The organism is Laceyella putida (assembly GCF_042665195.1).
Classification (GTDB): Bacteria; Bacillota; Bacilli; order Thermoactinomycetales; family Thermoactinomycetaceae; genus Laceyella; species Laceyella putida.
Genome location: NZ_JBHTBW010000017.1, coordinates 40,470 through 57,975, shown reverse-complemented (window position 1 = coordinate 57,975; position 17,506 = coordinate 40,470). Strand labels below are relative to the sequence as shown.

15 protein-coding genes are annotated in these 17,506 nt (G+C 51.8%); 14 read left to right on the top strand and 1 reads right to left on the bottom strand.

The annotated features are described in order from the left end of the window. The first annotated feature begins 508 nt into the window (after positions 1-508). The 14 genes from ggt (at position 509) to purD (ending at position 16,497) form a co-directional block, all read left to right on the top strand. Positions 509-2,260: a gamma-glutamyltransferase gene (gene ggt, locus ACFQNG_RS06310; protein ID WP_379864043.1), complete on the top strand. Its 1,752-nt coding sequence runs from the start codon at positions 509-511 to the stop codon at positions 2,258-2,260. 510 nt (positions 2,261-2,770) lie between these two features. Beyond that, a complete protein-coding gene (gene purE / locus ACFQNG_RS06305; RefSeq protein WP_379864042.1) occupies positions 2,771-3,259 on the top strand; it encodes a 5-(carboxyamino)imidazole ribonucleotide mutase in 489 nt (162 codons plus the stop codon). After that, positions 3,256-4,443 (top strand): 5-(carboxyamino)imidazole ribonucleotide synthase, encoded by a 1,188-nt coding sequence (gene purK / locus ACFQNG_RS06300; RefSeq protein ID WP_379864041.1) that lies wholly within the window; start codon positions 3,256-3,258, stop codon positions 4,441-4,443. Before purE ends, purK begins: the two co-directional genes overlap by 4 nt. A 302-nt stretch (positions 4,444-4,745) precedes the next feature. Continuing rightward, positions 4,746-6,041 carry an adenylosuccinate lyase gene (gene purB / locus ACFQNG_RS06295; protein WP_379864040.1) on the top strand — a complete coding sequence of 432 codons (1,296 nt, stop codon included), beginning with the start codon at positions 4,746-4,748 and terminating at the stop codon, positions 6,039-6,041. 127 nt (positions 6,042-6,168) lie between these two features. Further along, complete coding sequence (gene purC / locus ACFQNG_RS06290; protein WP_379864039.1) at positions 6,169-6,879, top strand: phosphoribosylaminoimidazolesuccinocarboxamide synthase; 711 nt, start codon at positions 6,169-6,171, stop codon at positions 6,877-6,879. A gap of 1 nt (position 6,880) precedes the next feature. Continuing rightward, positions 6,881-7,132, top strand: coding sequence for a phosphoribosylformylglycinamidine synthase subunit PurS (purS, locus tag ACFQNG_RS06285; protein WP_379864038.1), 252 nt, complete (start codon positions 6,881-6,883; stop codon positions 7,130-7,132). Beyond that, entirely contained in the window at positions 7,133-7,816 is a 684-nt protein-coding gene (gene purQ, locus ACFQNG_RS06280) for a phosphoribosylformylglycinamidine synthase subunit PurQ (RefSeq protein WP_379864037.1), read from the top strand. Next, a complete protein-coding gene (gene purL / locus ACFQNG_RS06275; RefSeq protein WP_379864036.1) occupies positions 7,806-10,091 on the top strand; it encodes a phosphoribosylformylglycinamidine synthase subunit PurL in 2,286 nt (761 codons plus the stop codon). Before purQ ends, purL begins: the two co-directional genes overlap by 11 nt. Then, positions 10,055-11,479, top strand: coding sequence for an amidophosphoribosyltransferase (gene purF, locus ACFQNG_RS06270; protein WP_379864035.1), 1,425 nt, complete (start codon positions 10,055-10,057; stop codon positions 11,477-11,479). The genes purL and purF overlap by 37 nt, the downstream gene beginning before the upstream one ends. Continuing rightward, a complete protein-coding gene (purM, locus tag ACFQNG_RS06265) occupies positions 11,476-12,498 on the top strand; it encodes a phosphoribosylformylglycinamidine cyclo-ligase (protein ID WP_379864034.1) in 1,023 nt (340 codons plus the stop codon). Before purF ends, purM begins: the two co-directional genes overlap by 4 nt. Beyond that, the gene (gene purN, locus ACFQNG_RS06260; RefSeq protein WP_379864033.1) at positions 12,495-13,085 is read left to right on the top strand and encodes a phosphoribosylglycinamide formyltransferase; all 591 of its coding nucleotides are present in this window, start codon (positions 12,495-12,497) and stop codon (positions 13,083-13,085) included. Before purM ends, purN begins: the two co-directional genes overlap by 4 nt. A gap of 198 nt (positions 13,086-13,283) precedes the next feature. Further along, positions 13,284-14,831, top strand: coding sequence for a bifunctional phosphoribosylaminoimidazolecarboxamide formyltransferase/IMP cyclohydrolase (gene purH, locus ACFQNG_RS06255; RefSeq protein ID WP_379864032.1), 1,548 nt, complete (start codon positions 13,284-13,286; stop codon positions 14,829-14,831). 68 nt (positions 14,832-14,899) lie between these two features. Beyond that, positions 14,900-15,178, top strand: coding sequence for a hypothetical protein (locus ACFQNG_RS06250; protein ID WP_379864031.1), 279 nt, complete (start codon positions 14,900-14,902; stop codon positions 15,176-15,178). 59 nt (positions 15,179-15,237) lie between these two features. Next, positions 15,238-16,497: a phosphoribosylamine--glycine ligase gene (gene purD / locus ACFQNG_RS06245; protein WP_379864030.1), complete on the top strand. Its 1,260-nt coding sequence runs from the start codon at positions 15,238-15,240 to the stop codon at positions 16,495-16,497. Positions 16,498-16,590: 93 nt separating this feature from the next. Here the strand turns inward: purD and ACFQNG_RS06240 are convergent, their stop codons facing one another. Further along, positions 16,591-16,803 (bottom strand): hypothetical protein, encoded by a 213-nt coding sequence (locus tag ACFQNG_RS06240; RefSeq protein WP_379864029.1) that lies wholly within the window; start codon positions 16,801-16,803, stop codon positions 16,591-16,593. Positions 16,804-17,506 lie beyond the last annotated feature (703 nt).

The following is a 17,506-nucleotide window of genomic DNA, read 5'->3' as shown; positions in this document are numbered from 1 at the left end:
TTAAGCCCTCCAGCGCCGATGGTACTTGGGCCTAAGCCCTGGGAGAGTAGGTCGTTGCCAGGCACAAAAACAACCCCACTTCAAGAGAAGTGGGGTTTTCTTTTGTTTAATCATTTTGTTAGGGTTGTTGACCTGAACATTGCACCTTAGGACGATGGACTTACCCATGGAGGTGTTTAGGGCGTGTCTGATAAATATGTCGGCGGCTCCAAAACCGTTTTCCCATTCGCTTCACTTGTCCATCGGCGCTCATCGGGAAAAGGTTTTTCCGCCGCCTCCTATCGATCAACTTGATTTGCCAGACATGCCCTAGACCATCAAGACTCCAAACGGCTATTAGTAAAGCGCCCCTTGTGGTGTTTCCGTCGTTATCTCATGAAGATTGGACGGAGCGTCTCTTAGGAAAAAATAATCAAATTTATTCAAGAAGGAATTATTATTGATTAATTAAAAATAATCTATATATATCTTTTGATACATTTATGTAAAACATGGGGAGGGGATGTTTTTGCGGCGTTGGAAAGTGTGCTTCGCAGTTGCCTTAAGCTTGCTTCTCATACTTGTTTCAGCAGGGGGATTATTTGCTGCGCCGGTCAATTCGTATCATCGAGATTTATCAGTTTCCAATGGGATAGAGACAGGGAAAACGGGCATGGTAGTGACAGCCCATCCGCTTGCGTCAAAAGTGGGAGCGGATGTGTTAAGAAAAGGGGGCAACGCCGTTGATGCCGCAGTGGCGATTCAATTCGCTCTCAATGTAGTGGAACCGATGATGTCCGGTATTGGCGGTGGCGGATTTATGATGGTGTATGATGCCAAGAAGAAAAAAGTAAGCATTGTCGATAGCCGCGAACGAGCACCCATGTCGGCCCATCCCAACATGTTTTTAGATGAAAAGGGAAAGGAAATTCCCTTTGATGTCCGCTCACATGAAGGTTATGCCGTCGGCGTGCCCGGCACCTTAAAAGGGCTTGAAGTCGCTTTGTGCCAATGGGGCACCCGCCCTTTGGCAGAGTTGATTAACCCCGCTATCCATTTGGCTGAAAAAGGGATCAAGGTCAACCGGGTTTTGGCTAAGTCGATTGCTGATAATAAAGAGTGGCTGGCGCAAACATCTGCGCGGGAATTATTCATCCCCCATGGACAACCGCTAAAAGAAGGGGAGGTGTTGGTGCAGCGTGATTTGGCTGACACGTTCCGCTTGATTAAAGCGAAAGGGACAGACGCGTTTTATCAAGGAGAAATCGGAAAAGCGTTGGTCCAAGAAGTAAATAAACGAAACGGACAGATGAAGCTGACTGATCTGAGACGGTATCAAGTGACGATGGATCAACCGCTTTGGGGAGAAATAGAGGGAGTGCAAGTGGCCACCATGCCACCGCCGAGTTCGGGGGGAGTGACGGCGCTCTATATCCTCAAGTTGTTGGAACAAGTGAAAGCGAAGGAGCAAGATCTTCGCTCCAAAGAGAAGTATCACTTATTTGTGGAAGCGATGCACCTGGCTTATGCGGATCGGGGAGCCTATCTAGGAGATCCCGAATTTGTGGAAATGCCTCTAAAAGGAATGCTTGATCCGCGTTATATCGCCGAACGAGCCGCACTGATCGATCCCGATCGCGTAAACACCAACGTTAAACCTGGGAATCCGTGGAAGTATGAGGACAAGTCACCGGCACAGGTGGGCGCGCTCCAGGATAATGAAAATGGACAGACCACCCATTTTACGGTAGCCGACCGCTGGGGGAACTTGGTTTCCTACACAACCACGATTGAACAGGAGTTTGGCACGGCCATTATGGTTCCGGGTTATGGTTTTTTCCTTAACAATGAGTTGACTGATTTTGACGCCGCCCCCGGTGGACCCAATGAAGTGCAACCCAATAAGCGCCCACGGAGTAGCATGACGCCAACCATCTTGTTCCAAAACGGAAAACCACTTATGACGGTTGGTTCGCCAGGTGGCTCCACCATCATCGCTTCTGTGTATCAAGTGATGTTCAACAAGTTGAGCAAGGGGCTTGATCTCAAGCAAGCCATTGAAGAGCCGCGAATCTTCAGTTCCCAATATCCGACGGTCCGCTGGGAAGAGGGAGTACCTGATGCAGTCAGGGCGGAGCTTGAGCAAATGGGGCACCGTTTTGCGGAAGAGCCGGAGGTCATCGGCAATGTCAATGCGATTTGGATCGACCAGAAAACAGGAACCTATTATGGAGCGGGCGATTCATCACGCGATAGCACAGCCATTGGTTTAGACAAATAACAAAGACAAAAAACCCCCTTTTCGCCAATACGGAAGAAGGGGGTTTGTCTGTTACCCAATGTTCGTATCCATTGGCGTCATGATAATGAATAAATGCATGTTTTTTTCGCCAACTTGGTGCTGAACGCTTCCTCCTTATGGGACACGGTCAAAGGTATTCGCTTATTATACTTATTGGAAAAAAAGAGCATCTTGGCAAAGGAAAGATTTCGGCTGATGAATGTTCATGATTTTATTTAGCAATCATCTTCCTGGAGGAAAGATTAAAAGAAAATAACTACCAAACACGAACGCTGGATTTGATTGGATTGTTAATGTTCGTTTTTATCGTTGACTTTTCACCTTCTTCATTGTTACACTGAATATGTGCTTAAGGAGAAAATCTCACACAATCCTGTAAAAGCGTTGAAGATGAAGATAAGCCTAAGTAGTAGACTTCTATATTATTATCCTGAGAAAGGCTGTTGATTAGGCTTGTCTTCATCAAGAATAGATAGAAGGGAACGGGACATGATGCAACCAAAAGTTGGGGTCATAATGGGAAGTACTTCAGATTGGCCAACAATGCAAAAAGCATGTGATGTTTTAGCCGAATTAGAGATTCCATACGAGGCCAAAGTCGTTTCCGCTCACCGCACGCCAGACGAGATGTTTCGTTATGCGGAAACGGCGGCGGAGCGCGGGATTGAAGTGATTGTTGCTGGAGCGGGCGGTGCGGCGCATCTGCCTGGCATGGTTGCTGCGAAAACGATTGTGCCGGTGATTGGCGTGCCGATTAAAACGTCAACGCTGAATGGAATCGACTCCCTTCTTTCGATTGTCCAAATGCCAGGCGGCGTCCCTGTGGCAACGGTGGCGATCGGTGATGCCGGAGCGATCAACGCCGGTTTGCTGGCGGCAGAAATGCTGGGAATCCAAGATAAACGGTTGCGTGAACGGTTGATCGAGCGGCGGGAGCGGATTCGCGAACGTGTGATAAAGGAAAGTGAACTGACATGATCGAGACGATGAACAAGCCAGCGACTTTAATCAAGCCAGGACAAACCATCGGCATCTTGGGCGGTGGACAGCTCGGGCGCATGGTTATTCTCGAAGGTCGGAAGTTGGGATTTCATTTCATCACCCTGGATCCAGCGGCAGACTGCCCGGGTAGCCAAGTGGCCGATCAACATATTGCGGCGCCTTATGATGATCCAGTGGCGGCCCAGCGCTTGGCGAATGCGGCTGACATGATCGTGTATGAGTTTGAAAATATCGATCCCACTGTGGTCAGTGCGTTAGAACGGCAAGTGCATGTTCCGCAAGGCAGCCGATTGCTTGAAATCACGCGACATCGGTTGTTGGAGAAGCAAGCGCTCACGGCGGCGGGCATCCCTGTTGCCCCCTATGTCGCCGTCGTGACAGAAGCGGATTTGCATCGAGGCCTGACTGAGCTGGGGTTGCCGGCTGTATTGAAGACGACGACTGGCGGATATGACGGCAAAGGCCAGTGGATGCTGAAAACGGAGCAAGATGTGGCGGCCTTGCCAAAGGAGTTGTTTATGCAAGAACAACCCTTGATTCTTGAGAAATTCATTTCCTTCCACAAAGAATGTTCGGTGGTGGTGGCACGAAGCATTCATGGCGAGGTGAAAGCCTTTCCTCCCTCTGTCAACCTGCATCGCCATCATATCTTGCATATGACCGTGACTCCAGCGCCGCTCGCTGAAGGAATGAGTGACAAGGCGGTGCGCTTGGCTGAGAGAGTGGCCGCTTCACTCGAAGTGGTTGGGCTGGTTGCGGTGGAGATGTTCGCGCTAGAGTCTGGCGAGCTCCTGGTCAATGAATTGGCGCCACGCCCACACAATTCGGGACATTATACGTTTGATGCTTGCCTCACCTCCCAGTTCGAACAATTTGTGCGGGCGGTGATCGGTTTGCCCCTTGGGCCGACGGAACTCACCTCCCCGTCGGTGATGGTGAATATTCTGGGTGAACATGGTGAAGCTTTTAATCAAGCGTATGGCACGTTGCCAGGAAATGTGAAAGTGCATTGGTATGGAAAGAAAGAGGCAAAAAAAGGACGGAAGATGGGACACGTCACGGTGGTGGATGATTTGGAGAGCGCAATCGCTTGGATCGAAGCATCGCAGATCTGGCCGCCTTTGACGGAACGTGAAAAAAAGGTTATTTATGATAAATAATCTTTTTTAGGAAAAAGATTCAGATTGAAGACAAACCCAAGTGGAGTAAGATTTTTGAAAGCGGAGTGACTGGGAGCTTTTTATCAAGCGGAGCGCCGAACTTAGGAGGAAAGCGGGCAACCCTAAGAACGGCAGTGACTTTGCCCGCGCCGGAGTTCGGCAGCGGAGCTACTTCCCGATCAAGCGACCAAGGAACGCAGACTCAAAAATCGACTCCGGGCTACTTTGTCAACAAGCTCAATCTTTTTTAGGAAAAAGATTGTACCTGACACATTAGGCTTCTAAAAAGGTGGGACTAGGAAATGATCGAACGTTATTCGCGTCCGGAGATGGCGAATATCTGGACTGAACAAAACAAATTTGAGGCCTGGCTTGAAGTGGAAATCCTGGCATGTGAAGCGTGGGCTGAACTGGGGGTCATTCCCAAGGAAGATGTGGCGCTGATTCGTCAACACGCCAAGGTGAACATTGAACGGATCTATGAGATTGAGCAAGATACCCGGCACGATGTTGTCGCTTTTACACGCGCGGTAGCGGAAACACTCGGGCCGGAATCGAAATGGGTACATTATGGCTTAACCTCCACTGATGTCGTCGATACGGCGCTTTCTTACCTTCTGCGTCAAGCGAATGAAATCTTGATTAGAGATATTGATCGCCTGATCGAAGTGCTAAAAGTGAAAGCGGAAGAGCACAAAACCACCGTGATGATGGGACGGACGCATGGGGTCCACGCTGAACCGACCACGTTTGGTCTTAAGTTGGCTCTTTGGTATGCCGAAATGAAGCGGAACCGCGAGCGCTTTGTGCGCGCGATGGAGACGGTGCGTGTGGGCAAAATCTCCGGTGCGGTCGGGACTTACGCCAATATCGACCCCTTTGTGGAGCAATATGTTTGTGAGAAGTTGGGTTTGGAAGCTTCGCCGATTTCCACGCAAACCTTGCAGCGTGACCGGCATGCGGAGTATATGGCCACCTTGGCGCTGATCGCGACTTCGCTCGACAAGTTCGCGACGGAGATCCGCGCTTTGCAGAAGAGTGAAACCCGTGAAGTGGAAGAGCCATTCAGAAAAGGACAAAAAGGGTCCTCGGCGATGCCGCACAAACGGAATCCAATCGGCTGTGAAAACATTAGCGGCTTGGCCCGCGTGATTCGTGGACACATGGTATCCGCCTATGAAAACGTGCCATTGTGGCATGAGCGCGATATCTCCCACTCTTCCGTTGAACGGGTGATTCTCCCGGACGCGACGATCCTGCTCAACTACCTACTGAACCGTTTTACCAATATCGTGCGCGATCTCACTGTATTCCCAGACAACATGAAGCGGAACATGGAGCGCACTTTCGGCCTGATCTATTCGCAACGCGTTCTCTTAAGCCTGATCAATAAAGGGCTGAAACGGGAAGAAGCATACGATCGCGTGCAACGTCTCGCCATGCGGGCATGGGAAGAGCAACGTCCTTTCAAACCACTCGTCGAAGCGGATGAAGTGATCTCCGCCACCTTGTCCCCAGAAGAAATCAACGATTGCTTTGACTATAGCTACCACTTGTCGCAAGTGGATACCATCTTCGCCCGGTTGGGCTTGAAATAGCAGCGCAAGCAATAGAAAAGGGTTTTCCGCCAGCCACTCATTTTAAAACAATCTCTATTCAAGTGCATGAGGAGAAGAAGCGCTCTTCTCCTCACCATCCACTTTCAACAAAAGGGGCGACCATGCTGTGAGATCAGGAGATATGCTGTACGAAGGGAAAGCGAAACAACTGTTCTTGACGGAAGATCCAACGGTGGTGCGGGTGAAATACAAAGATTCGGCCACCGCATTCAATAACCAGAAACGGGCCACCCTAGAAGGCAAAGGGGAAATGAATAACCGCATCAGCACGTTTTTCTTTCAATTGCTAAATGAAAAGGGAATTGCCAATCATTTCATTGAAGAAATTTCCCCACTTGAACAACTGGTGAGAAAAGTGACTATCATCCCAGTAGAGGTCGTTGTTCGCAATATTGCGGCAGGCACGATGGCCAAACGGTTGGGAATGGCCGAAGGCACTAAGCTGAAACACCCGATTGTCGAGTTTTATTACAAGGACGATGAGTTGGGCGATCCTTTAATCACCGAAGAGCATATATCCGTCCTTGATTTGGCGACGAACGAACAAGTAAGCCAGTTGAAGGAACAAGCATTGAAAGTGAATGACATCTTATCCGCCTTCCTGTTAGAACAAAATATCATCCTCGTCGATTTCAAGCTGGAATTTGGTTTGGATGGGGATGGAAATGTTTTGCTCGCTGACGAAATTTCTCCAGACACCTGTCGTTTCTGGGACAAAGAGACAGGCGAACGGTTGGATAAAGACCGCTTCCGCCGCGACTTGGGACAAGTAGTAGAAGCTTATCACGAAATCTGGAATCGCTTGGGAGGAAAATAACATGTTTAAAGCGACAATCTATGTCACCTTAAAAGAGAGTGTCTTGGACCCACAAGGTGTAGCAGTGAAAGGTTCTCTTCATACCCTTGGTTTTACCGGCGTGCAAGATGTGCGGATTGGCAAGCGAGTGGAAGTGTTGCTGGATTGCGAAGATCGCGCAGAAGCGGAAAAGCAAGTGAAAGAGCTTGGCGAAAAAGTATTGTCCAATCCGGTGATTGAGAATTTCACTTTTGAATTGGAAGAGGTGGCGTAAGTGCGGTTTGCCGTTCCGATTTTCCCTGGTTCCAACTGTGATTATGATTGTATCCATGCGATTGAAGATGTCTTGGGAGAGCCTGTGGCGCCAGTCTGGCATCAAGAAGCCGATCTCTCCTCCTTTGATGCGGTCATCTTGCCAGGCGGTTTCTCTTATGGCGATTACTTGCGCTGTGGGGCGATCGCCCGCTTCTCCCCGGTGATGGCGGCGGTGAAGGAAGCGGCCGAAGCGGGCAAGCTGGTGATCGGGATCTGCAACGGATTCCAAGTGTTGTGTGAGTCGGGATTGTTGCCGGGGGCGCTCATGCGAAATGACCACCTCAAATTCCGTTGCGACATTCAGCCGATCCGCGTAGAGAACAATCAAACGCCCTTTACAGGCGAATACGAAAGCGGACAGGTGATCAACATTCCGATTGCCCATGGGGAAGGCAACTACTATTGTGATGAAGCGACGCTGGCCGAACTGAAAGCGAACAACCAAATCGTGTTCCGTTATGCGGGGGACAACCCCAATGGTTCAGTGGACAACATTGCTGGGATTTGCAACAAAGCCGGCAATGTCCTGGGCATGATGCCCCATCCGGAACGGGCGATTTTTGACTGGATGGGCTCGGACGATGGAAAACATCTCTTCAAATCCATGCTTCAATACTGGAAGGAGAATTGCCATGCGGTCTGAACAAACAGTGGTAGAGCGTGTGGGCTTGGAACCTACGCCGGAGATGATTCGCGAACAGAAATTGTATCGGGACATGGGCTTGACCGATGCGGAATATGAACAAGTGTGCGGCCACTTGGGCCGCATGCCGAACTGGACCGAAGTGGGAATCTACAGTGTGATGTGGTCCGAGCACTGCAGCTACAAAAACTCCAAACCGCTGTTGAAGCGTTTCCCAACGGAAGGGCCGCGCGTGTTGCAAGGGCCCGGCGAAGGGGCGGGCGTCATCGATATCGGTGATGACCAAGCGGTGGTGTTCAAAATCGAGAGCCACAACCATCCATCGGCGATCGAGCCATTCCAAGGGGCGGCTACCGGGGTAGGCGGCATTATCCGTGACGTTTTCTCCATGGGAGCGCGTCCGGTGGCCTTGCTGAACTCCTTGCGCTTTGGTGATTTGCGGAATCCGCGGGTTCGTTACCTGTTTGAACAAGTCGTGGCCGGAATCGCGCATTACGGCAATTGCATCGGGATCCCAACCGTAGGCGGCGAAGTGGTGTTCGATGGAGACAGTTATGAAGGCAATCCGCTCGTCAACGCGATGTGTGTGGGTGTGCTCAACCATGATGAGTTGCAAAAAGGCGTGGCCATCGGCGTAGGAAACCCTGTGATTTATGTAGGGGCAAGCACGGGTCGGGATGGGATTCACGGCGCCACCTTCGCTTCAGAAGAACTGAATGAGTCTTCCGAAGAGAAGCGCCCAGCCGTGCAAGTGGGCGACCCCTTTATGGAGAAACTATTGCTTGAAGCCTGCTTGGAGATGGTGCAAAAAGGCATCCTGATCGGGATTCAGGATATGGGCGCGGCGGGGTTGACCTGTTCCAGCGCGGAAATGGCACAAAAAGGGGGGCATGGCCTCGACATGAACCTCGACTTGGTGCCGCAACGCGAAAAAGGGATGACTCCTTATGAAATCATGTTGTCTGAGTCCCAAGAACGGATGCTGTTGGTGGTGGAAGATGGCCGCGAGCATGAGATCAAGGAGATTTGCGACAAATGGGGGTTGCAATCGGCTGTGGTGGGCCGCGTCACCGCAAGCAATCGTTACCGCCTGTTCCATCAAGGGCAATTGGTGGCGGATATTCCCGTCAATACGCTGGTTGATGACGCGCCAATCTATGTCCGGGAAGAAAAAGTGCCTCTCTACTATGTGGAGAATGAAACGGTTCGCCCAGAAGAGGCATTGGCCGAGATTGATCCGCAAGAGGCACTTCTGCAGGTGATGTCTTCGGTCAACATCGGTTCCAAGCGTTGGGTGTATGAGCAGTATGACCACATGGTGCGTACTAGCACGGCGGTTCGCCCCGGCTCTGATGCGGCGGTTGTGTTGATTCGCGGCACAGAGAAAGGGTTGGCGATGTCCACCGACGGAAATGGCCGTTACGTTTATCTCGATCCAGTGCAAGGGGGACGCATCTCCGTGGCCGAATCGGCGCGCAACGTGGTGTGCTCCGGAGCGGAACCGCTCGGCATCACGGACTGCCTCAACTTTGGCAGCCCCGAAAAGCCGGAAGTGTACTGGCAGCTCTCCAAAGCGATTGACGGCATGGCCGAAGCGTGTCGGGTGCTCAAGACCCCTGTTGTCGGGGGAAACGTCAGCTTGTACAACGAAACCAAAGGCAACCCGATCTATCCCACCCCCATCGTGGGAATGGTCGGTTTGGTGCAAAAGCGTGAACACATCACTACCCAAGCATTTAAACAAGAGGGCGATATCATCCTGCTGTTGGGTGATACCTTTGCGGAATTGGGCGGAAGCGAACTGCAACATGTTGTGACGGGACAAATCAGCGGCCGTCCTCCTGTATGTGACTTAAACAAAGAGTTGGCGGTGCAACAAACCGTGTTGGCGGCCATTCGCGGCGGATGGGTGCAATCGGCGCACGACGTCAGCGAAGGCGGCATCGCGGTGGCGCTTGCGGAAAGCTGCATCAGCGGCAAGCTGGGCGCAACGGTCAACCTTGAAACCGAACTGGCGCCAACCGTTTTCCTCTTCAGTGAAAGCCAATCCCGCATCATCTTGAGTGTGAAGGCGGATGCGGTGGCCGATGTGATGAAAGTGGCTGAGTCGAAAGGGATAACGTGCCGTCAAATCGGTGCGGTGACGTCGACGGAAGAAATCGCGATCCAAGTCAATGGAGAAAGCGTGATTCAACAGGAAGTCGCACTTTTGAGCAAACGTTGGGAGGAAGCCATTCCATGCGCGATGAAAGTATCTTTGACCTCGACGAACTAAATGAAGAGTGCGGCGTCTTCGGCATCATTGGCCATGCCGATGCCGCCCAGCTCACTTATTATGGTTTGCACGCATTGCAACATCGCGGGCAGGAGAGCGCAGGCATTGTGACGACAGATGGCACGAAGTTTTCGGTTGGACGCGGCACTGGCTTGGTTACGGAAGTGTTCAACAACAACAATATCAAGCAATTGCATGGGGCAACGGGGATTGGTCATGTTCGATATTCGACGACGGGAGGGACTGGACTCGCCAACGCGCAACCCCTGGTGTTTAACTACGCCAAAGGGGAATTGGCGATCGCGACCAATGGTAACTTGGTGAATGCCAAAAAGTTGCGTCGCGAATTGGAAGAATCGGGTTCCATTTTCCAGACTACGACGGATACGGAAGTGATTGCGCACTTGATTGCCCGTTCCGCCGCCCCCAACTTGGAAAGTGCCGTCAAGGAAGCGTTAAATTGCGTGGTGGGAGCTTATGCGCTTTTGATCATGACCAATGATTCCTTGATCGTCGCCCAAGACCCCCATGGCTTGCGCCCATTGTCGATGGCCAAGATGGGTGAGGCCACTGTCTTTTCTTCCGAAACGTGCGCGTTTGACGTGATAGGCGCCGAGTTTGTGCGTGACATTGAGCCTGGTGAAATGCTGATTTTTGATGCGTCAGGGATAAGGACGACTACGTTTGCCCCTAAGGCGGAACGGGCGATCTGTTCGTTTGAGCATGTGTATTTCGCCCGTCCGGACAGCAATGTCGGTGGCATCAATGTCCATGCGGCGCGGAAGCGCATGGGCCGGATCTTGGCGGAGGAAGCACCAGTTGAAGCGGATGTGGTGACCGGGGTGCCTGACTCCAGCATATCGGCGGCCATTGGCTTTGCCGAAGCGACGGGCATTCCTTATGAATTGGGCTTGATCAAAAACCGCTATGTTGGCCGAACCTTTATCCAGCCAAGCCAAGAGTTGCGCGAGCAAGGGGTTAAAATGAAATTAAGCGCGGTGCGTGGGGTCGTATCCGGCAAACGCGTCGTGATGGTGGACGATTCGATTGTGCGCGGGACAACCAGCCGCCGCATCATCAATATGCTCAGGGAAGCCGGAGCGACGGAAGTGCATGTGCGCATCAGTTCACCCCCCGTGAAAAATCCATGTTTCTATGGCATTGACACACCGGATCGGGACCAATTGATCGCAGCCAATAAAACCGTTGAGGAGATACGGCAGGAAATCGGGGCTGACACGCTCTCCTTCATCAGTGTGGAAGGGATGCTGAATGCGATCGGACGCCCTCCGGGGGAACGGAACCGCGGTCATTGCATCGCTTGTTTCACCGGGGCTTACCCAACCGTGATTGAAGATGAGCTGGTATTGGAGGGGGCGAAAAAATGAGTGAGGCATATAAAGCGGCAGGGGTGGATATCGATGCCGGCAACGAAACCGTAGACCGCATCAAAAAGCACGTCGCGCGCACCATGCGGGAAGAGGTGTTGGGTGGCCTCGGCGGGTTTGGAGGATTATTTGCCCTCAAACCATATAAAGAGCCGGTGCTGGTAGCGGCGACGGATGGGGTCGGCACCAAGCTGAAAGTGGCGTTTGCCCTGGATCGTCACGACTCCATCGGGATCGACTGTGTGGCCATGTGCGTGAATGATTTGGTGGTGCAAGGGGCAGAACCGCTCTTCTTCCTCGACTATCTGGCAACGGGAAAATTGGCTCCAGCGCAAGCCGAAGCGGTGGTAAAAGGCATTGCCGACGGTTGTGTGGAAGCGGGTTGCGCCCTCATTGGCGGTGAAACGGCGGAGATGCCGGGCATGTATGCCGCGGGCGAATATGATGTGGCGGGATTTTGTGTGGGTGTCGTCGAGCGTTCACGCCTTTTGACCGGTGAGACGATTCAACCGGGAGATGCACTGATCGGCCTGGCGTCCAATGGTTTGCACAGCAATGGCTACTCCCTCGCGCGCAAAGTGCTGCTCGATGAGGGGCGATATCCATTTGAAAGGAAAGTGCCTGGAACAGAGCAGACCTTGGGTGAGGCGATGTTAGCCCCAACGCGCATCTATGTGAAAACGTTCCTTGCGCTGATGGAGCGGTTCCAAGTCAAGGCGGGCGCCCATATCACCGGGGGCGGATTGACCGAAAACGTGCCGCGCATGTTGCCGGAAGGATGCCAAGCGTTGATCGATAAGAGCACATGGGATGTTCCGGCGATTTTCCGCTGGATTGGCGAAGCGGGCCAAGTGCCTGAAGAGGATATGTTCCGCACGTTCAACATGGGGATCGGGATGGTGGTGGCCGTGCCAGCGGCTGAAGCGGAAGCCGCGGTTCAAGTGGCTGAGGAGCTTGGCGAGCAAGCAACCGTCATCGGACGAGTGGTAGCCGGCACGCGGGAAGTGGTGTGGGCATGAGCATCGCCGTATTTGCCTCAGGCAGTGGAAGCAACTTTCAGACGCTGGTGGAGGAATCGCGGCGCCAGCAGTGGCCGCTGCCCATTCGGCTACTGGTTTGTGACAAACCGGGGGCGAAAGTGTTGGAGCGGGCTGAACAGTTGGGCGTTCCCGCGGTAAGCGTCAGTCCAAAGGAATTTGTTGATAAGGCGGCCTTTGAGGCGTTTCTCTTAAGCGAACTTTCAAAACACCAGATCGAATGGATTGTCTTGGCCGGTTATATGCGTTTGATTGGTTCCACTTTACTCGAAGCGTATCCATGGCGGATCGTGAATATCCATCCATCTTTGTTGCCGGCTTTTCCGGGTAAAAACGCCATTGAACAGGCCGTTGAGTACGGAGTGAAGGTATCGGGCGTGACGGTGCATTTTGTCGATGCAGGGATGGACACGGGACCGATCATCGCGCAAGTTCCCGTTCAGTTAGACGAACAAGACAATGTGGAGAGCTTTGCCGCGAAGATTCATCAAGCGGAGCATCGCCTCTATCCGGAGGTGGTTTACCGATTGATCACCGGTGCCGTCACGGCGCCAGGCAGGATCGGTTAGGAGCCAGTTCAACATCAGGCGAGTGGGAAGATGCAGAATCATGACCAATCCTAGAGGCGAAGTGATTGGGAGCTACTTCCCGATAAAGCGACCAAGGAACGGAGACTCAAAAATACTCCAGGACATTTAGTCAGTAAGCTCATTCGCCCGCATCGCTTTTTGAACATCTCCAGCAATGAGGAACAGGAGGATATACAGGTGAGTGGTATTCGTCGCGCACTGATCAGCGTTTCAGATAAAACAGGGATTGTTGAGTTTGCTAAAGAATTGGCTGAGCTTGGAGTGGAAATCATCTCCACAGGGGGGACCCATCGCACCTTGGCGGCGGCGGGCGTTCCGGTAACGGGTATTTCGGAAGTGACCCATTTTCCGGAGATCATGGATGGGCGGGTCAAAACGTTGCATCCGAAGATTCATGGCGGACTCTTGGCGATTCGCGATTTGGCTTCGCACGTCAAAGCGATGGAGGAAAACGGGATTGAAGCGATTGACCTTGTGGTGGTCAACCTTTACCCCTTTCAACAAACCATCCAGAAGCCTGGCGTGACAGTGGAAGAAGCCATTGAAAACATTGACATCGGTGGTCCATCCATGGTTCGGTCCGCTGCCAAAAACCATCAATATGTTACGATTGTGGTTGATCCCAGTGACTATGGGCAAGTGATTTCCCAATTGCGTAGCACGGGCAACACGACATTGGAGACGCGCCGGCTGTTGGCCGCGAAAGCGTTTGGACACACAGCGGCATATGACGCCTTGATCGCGGGTTACTTTAATCAATTGTTGGATATCCCCTTTCCTGATCAATTGACCGTGACCTACAACAAACAGCAAGATTTACGGTATGGGGAAAATCCGCATCAACAGGCGGCGTTTTACCGTGAACCATTGGCGGCGGCGGGAACGATCGCTTCCGCCAAACAATTGCATGGGAAAGAATTATCCTATAATAACATTAATGATGCCAATGCGGCACTGGAACTCGTGCGTGAGTTTGCCGAACCTGCCGTCGTGGCGGTAAAGCATATGAACCCATGTGGGGTGGGAATCGGCGAAACAATCCACGCCGCCTACCAAAAAGCGTATGAAGCGGACCCTGTGTCAATCTTCGGGGGCATTGTGGCCGCAAACCGTCCCATCGACAAAGAAACGGCCATGCAGATGAAAGAGATTTTCTTGGAAATCATCTTGGCTCCCTCTTTTACGCCGGAAGCGCTGGCCGTTCTCAGCGCGAAAAAGAACTTGCGGCTGTTGGAGTTGGGGGACGCCTTCCAAGCGGCGCCGGAAGAGAGCCTGAAACTGCAATCGGTTGGCGGAGGCGCGTTAGTGGAAGAGGCGGATCTTGCGCAAGTGGCAATAGACGCCTGCAAAGTGGTGACAGAACGTGCTCCGAGTGAAGAGGAATGGAGACAGCTCCTCTTTGCCTGGAAGGTGGTCAAACACGTCAAATCGAATGCGATTGTTGTGGCTAAAGAGTCCCGGACCCTGGGAGTGGGCGCAGGGCAAATGAACCGTGTCGGTTCGGCCATGATCGCGCTCACCCAAGCGGGGGCGGAAGCGAAAGGGGCCGTGTTGGCATCGGATGCCTTCTTTCCGATGAAGGATACGGTCGAACAAGCGGCCAAAGCGGGTATTACCGCCATTATCCAGCCGGGCGGTTCGATTCGTGACCAAGAGTCGATTGAGGAAGCGAACAAACATGGCATTGCCATGATCTTCACCGGATTGCGTCATTTTAAACACTAAGATTGTTCTTTATGTATCGTGGGACCCTTCTATGCGTATACTATGATAAAAGCTAAGGGAGGGTCCTTATGCGTCTATTCGCGTGGGCGATCGGCTGGATGGCCGTTGCCATATTCTTAACAGGAATTACATCCTACCTTTCTTATGATTTTAATCTCCAAGTCTGGCAAATGCATCTGCGCACAGCCAGCGGAGTTTTCTTTATGATCGCCCTCATCGTCGGTGGTGTGCTGACAACTGACGCAGCTTATCGCAGTCGGAAACGTTTTTTCTATCGTGAAGAATGGTCGTTTATCTGTTTGTTGGTGACGGTGGGGCTATTCGGTTTGAGTTTGATCTTGCCATAGCAAAAGTTCAGGTGTGGGCGTGTGTTTCTGTTTAGAGAGAAAATGGGAGGGGACAAGCAGTGCGTATTTTGGTGATTGGCAATGGTGGGCGGGAACATGCCATCGTGTGGAAATTGAAGCAAAGCCCCAAAGTGGCAGACATTTATTGTGCGCCTGGCAACGGGGGAATTGCCGGATTGGCCACGTGTGTGCCCATCGCGGTGGAGGATGTCGACGGACTGGTCGCGTTTGCGAAAGAACAGCGGGTGGACTTAACAGTGGTTGGCCCCGAAGTGCCCTTGTTGCTTGGCGTAGTGGATCGCTTTGAGCAAGAAGGGCTCAAAGCGTTCGGTCCGCGGCGACAGGCGGCCTTAATCGAAGGGAGCAAGCGGTTTGCCAAAGAGCTGATGAGAAAGCACAACATTCCCACCGCGGCTTTTGCTTCCTTCACAAATGCTGAAGAAGCCAAGGCTTACGTGCGCGAACAAGGGGCGCCGATCGTAATCAAAGCGGATGGTCTGGCGGCAGGAAAAGGGGTTGTCGTCGCACAGACGGTAGCGGAGGCTGAGCGGGCCATAGCCGAGGCGATGGAAGAGAAGGTTTTTGGCGAAGCAGGCAATGAAGTGGTGATCGAAGAGTTTTTAAGTGGTCAAGAAGTTTCGTTGATGGCCTTTTTAGACGGAAAAACGGTGAAACCCATGGTGGTGGCTCAAGATCATAAGCCGGCGTTTGAGAGGGACAAAGGGCCAAACACAGGGGGAATGGGGACCTATTCGCCTGTGCCGCAAATCCCGGCGGAAGTGGTGGAGCAAGCGATCGATACCATACTCTGGCCGATGCATGAGGCTTTCCGCCAAGAAGGGATCGAGTATAAAGGGGTCTTATATGCGGGCCTGATGATAACGGCAGAAGGGCCCAAGGTCATTGAATTCAACGCACGCTTTGGCGATCCCGAGACCCAAGTCGTCTTGCCGCGGTTGGAGACCGACTTGGTGGAGGTGATGGAAGCCGTCATCTCCGGTACGTTGGACGAACTCTCCCTCTCTTGGAGTGAGCAGGCGGCGGTCTGCGTGGTTTTGGCGGCGGGTGGCTATCCAGGCTCCTATGAAAAAGGATGGCCGATCTCCGGTTTGGAGAGCGTGCCGGATGGTGTTGTCGTGTTCCATGCGGGAACGAAACGGCGGGATTGCGGGATCGTCACCGCTGGGGGCCGCGTATTGGGCGTGACCGCATTGGGCGCCGATATTAAAGATGCACGGGACAAAGCATACCAGCAGGTAAAAACGATTTCGTTTAAAGATATGCATTACCGCACCGATATCGCCGCCAAAGCGCTATAGCACAAAAAGCCGACTCCGTGTGTGAAGGGTCGGCTTTTTTTATAAAAAACGAGCCTACTCATCATGGGCTCGTTGTTCTTCATCGGTCGTGAGTCAACCGATTTTTGTCGTCTCTTTTTCACCTTGAATGCTGATGCCGTTGACTGGGATTTTAAACCACCAACCACCTTGTGATTTCTTGACTGGTTGGTACCCTGCTTTTTTCAAGGAACGAGCAACTGTCCAGCTAGCAGTATAAACAGTAGCAAGGTTAGTGGATTCGTCAAATTGAATCACGGTTTCTTTTTCCATTTCGCTAAGAGACATTGCACTCACGCTCCTTAATGGTGTTGTGTCGTTCTCTTTTACCGATCGTATGTTCGCATCCTCTTAACTCATTCTACCATGTTGCTCTTCATTTGCCACTACTCTTCAGGAAAAATCTATATTTCTTTTTTTCGACGCCATGTTACAAGATGTCCTTCTTTTTTTGATAAAAAATGACGAATTTTGTATGCAAGATTGTTAATATTCGATTTTTGTCGATTCGATATGCTAAATTGAAGAGAAAGAGCTTAAGCAAATGTGTTGCGGTTTGCGTATGTTCAATGATTTGGGCTAAAATTTCATCTGGGATGTGATGGACTGATGCAGAGAAAAGCTAAACAACTCATTCAGTTAAGTAAATTTCTAAGTTTGATTCTAAGGCATAGACCGGATTTAATCAACATCCAACTCGATCATGCCGGCTGAGAGAGGTAGGGAATCTGCTTGAAGCTTGTCAAAAATTCAGCAAACCCATCGACTTGATGCCAGGATCGCCTTGAACGACAAACAGCGTTTCGGCTTGAGTGAAGATGGAAAAAGCATGCGGGCCAACCATGGTCATTCGGTAGATATTGAATTAGGATATGAGCCAACATCCCCTCAAACAAACTGTTTCACGGTACTGCCAAACGTTTCTACGCTCCGATAAGGCCAAGGAGGGCTGAAGAAACAACAGCGTCACGATGTGCATCTGACTTACAGT

Bases quoted from the DNA above. Each gene is read 5' to 3' on its own strand.
- purL (WP_379864036.1), top strand. From the start codon at position 7,806: ATGCGGTCTGAACAAACAGTGGTAGAGCGTGTGGGCTTGGAACCTACG.
- purE (WP_379864042.1), top strand. From the start codon at position 2,771: ATGATGCAACCAAAAGTTGGGGTCATAATGGGAAGTACTTCAGATTGG.
- purF (WP_379864035.1), top strand. From the start codon at position 10,055: ATGCGCGATGAAAGTATCTTTGACCTCGACGAACTAAATGAAGAGTGC.
- purB (WP_379864040.1), top strand. From the start codon at position 4,746: ATGATCGAACGTTATTCGCGTCCGGAGATGGCGAATATCTGGACTGAA.
- purM (WP_379864034.1), top strand. From the start codon at position 11,476: ATGAGTGAGGCATATAAAGCGGCAGGGGTGGATATCGATGCCGGCAAC.
- ACFQNG_RS06240 (WP_379864029.1), bottom strand. From the start codon at position 16,803: ATGTCTCTTAGCGAAATGGAAAAAGAAACCGTGATTCAATTTGACGAA.
- ACFQNG_RS06250 (WP_379864031.1), top strand. From the start codon at position 14,900: ATGCGTCTATTCGCGTGGGCGATCGGCTGGATGGCCGTTGCCATATTC.
- purK (WP_379864041.1), top strand. From the start codon at position 3,256: ATGATCGAGACGATGAACAAGCCAGCGACTTTAATCAAGCCAGGACAA.
- purS (WP_379864038.1), top strand. From the start codon at position 6,881: ATGTTTAAAGCGACAATCTATGTCACCTTAAAAGAGAGTGTCTTGGAC.
- purN (WP_379864033.1), top strand. From the start codon at position 12,495: ATGAGCATCGCCGTATTTGCCTCAGGCAGTGGAAGCAACTTTCAGACG.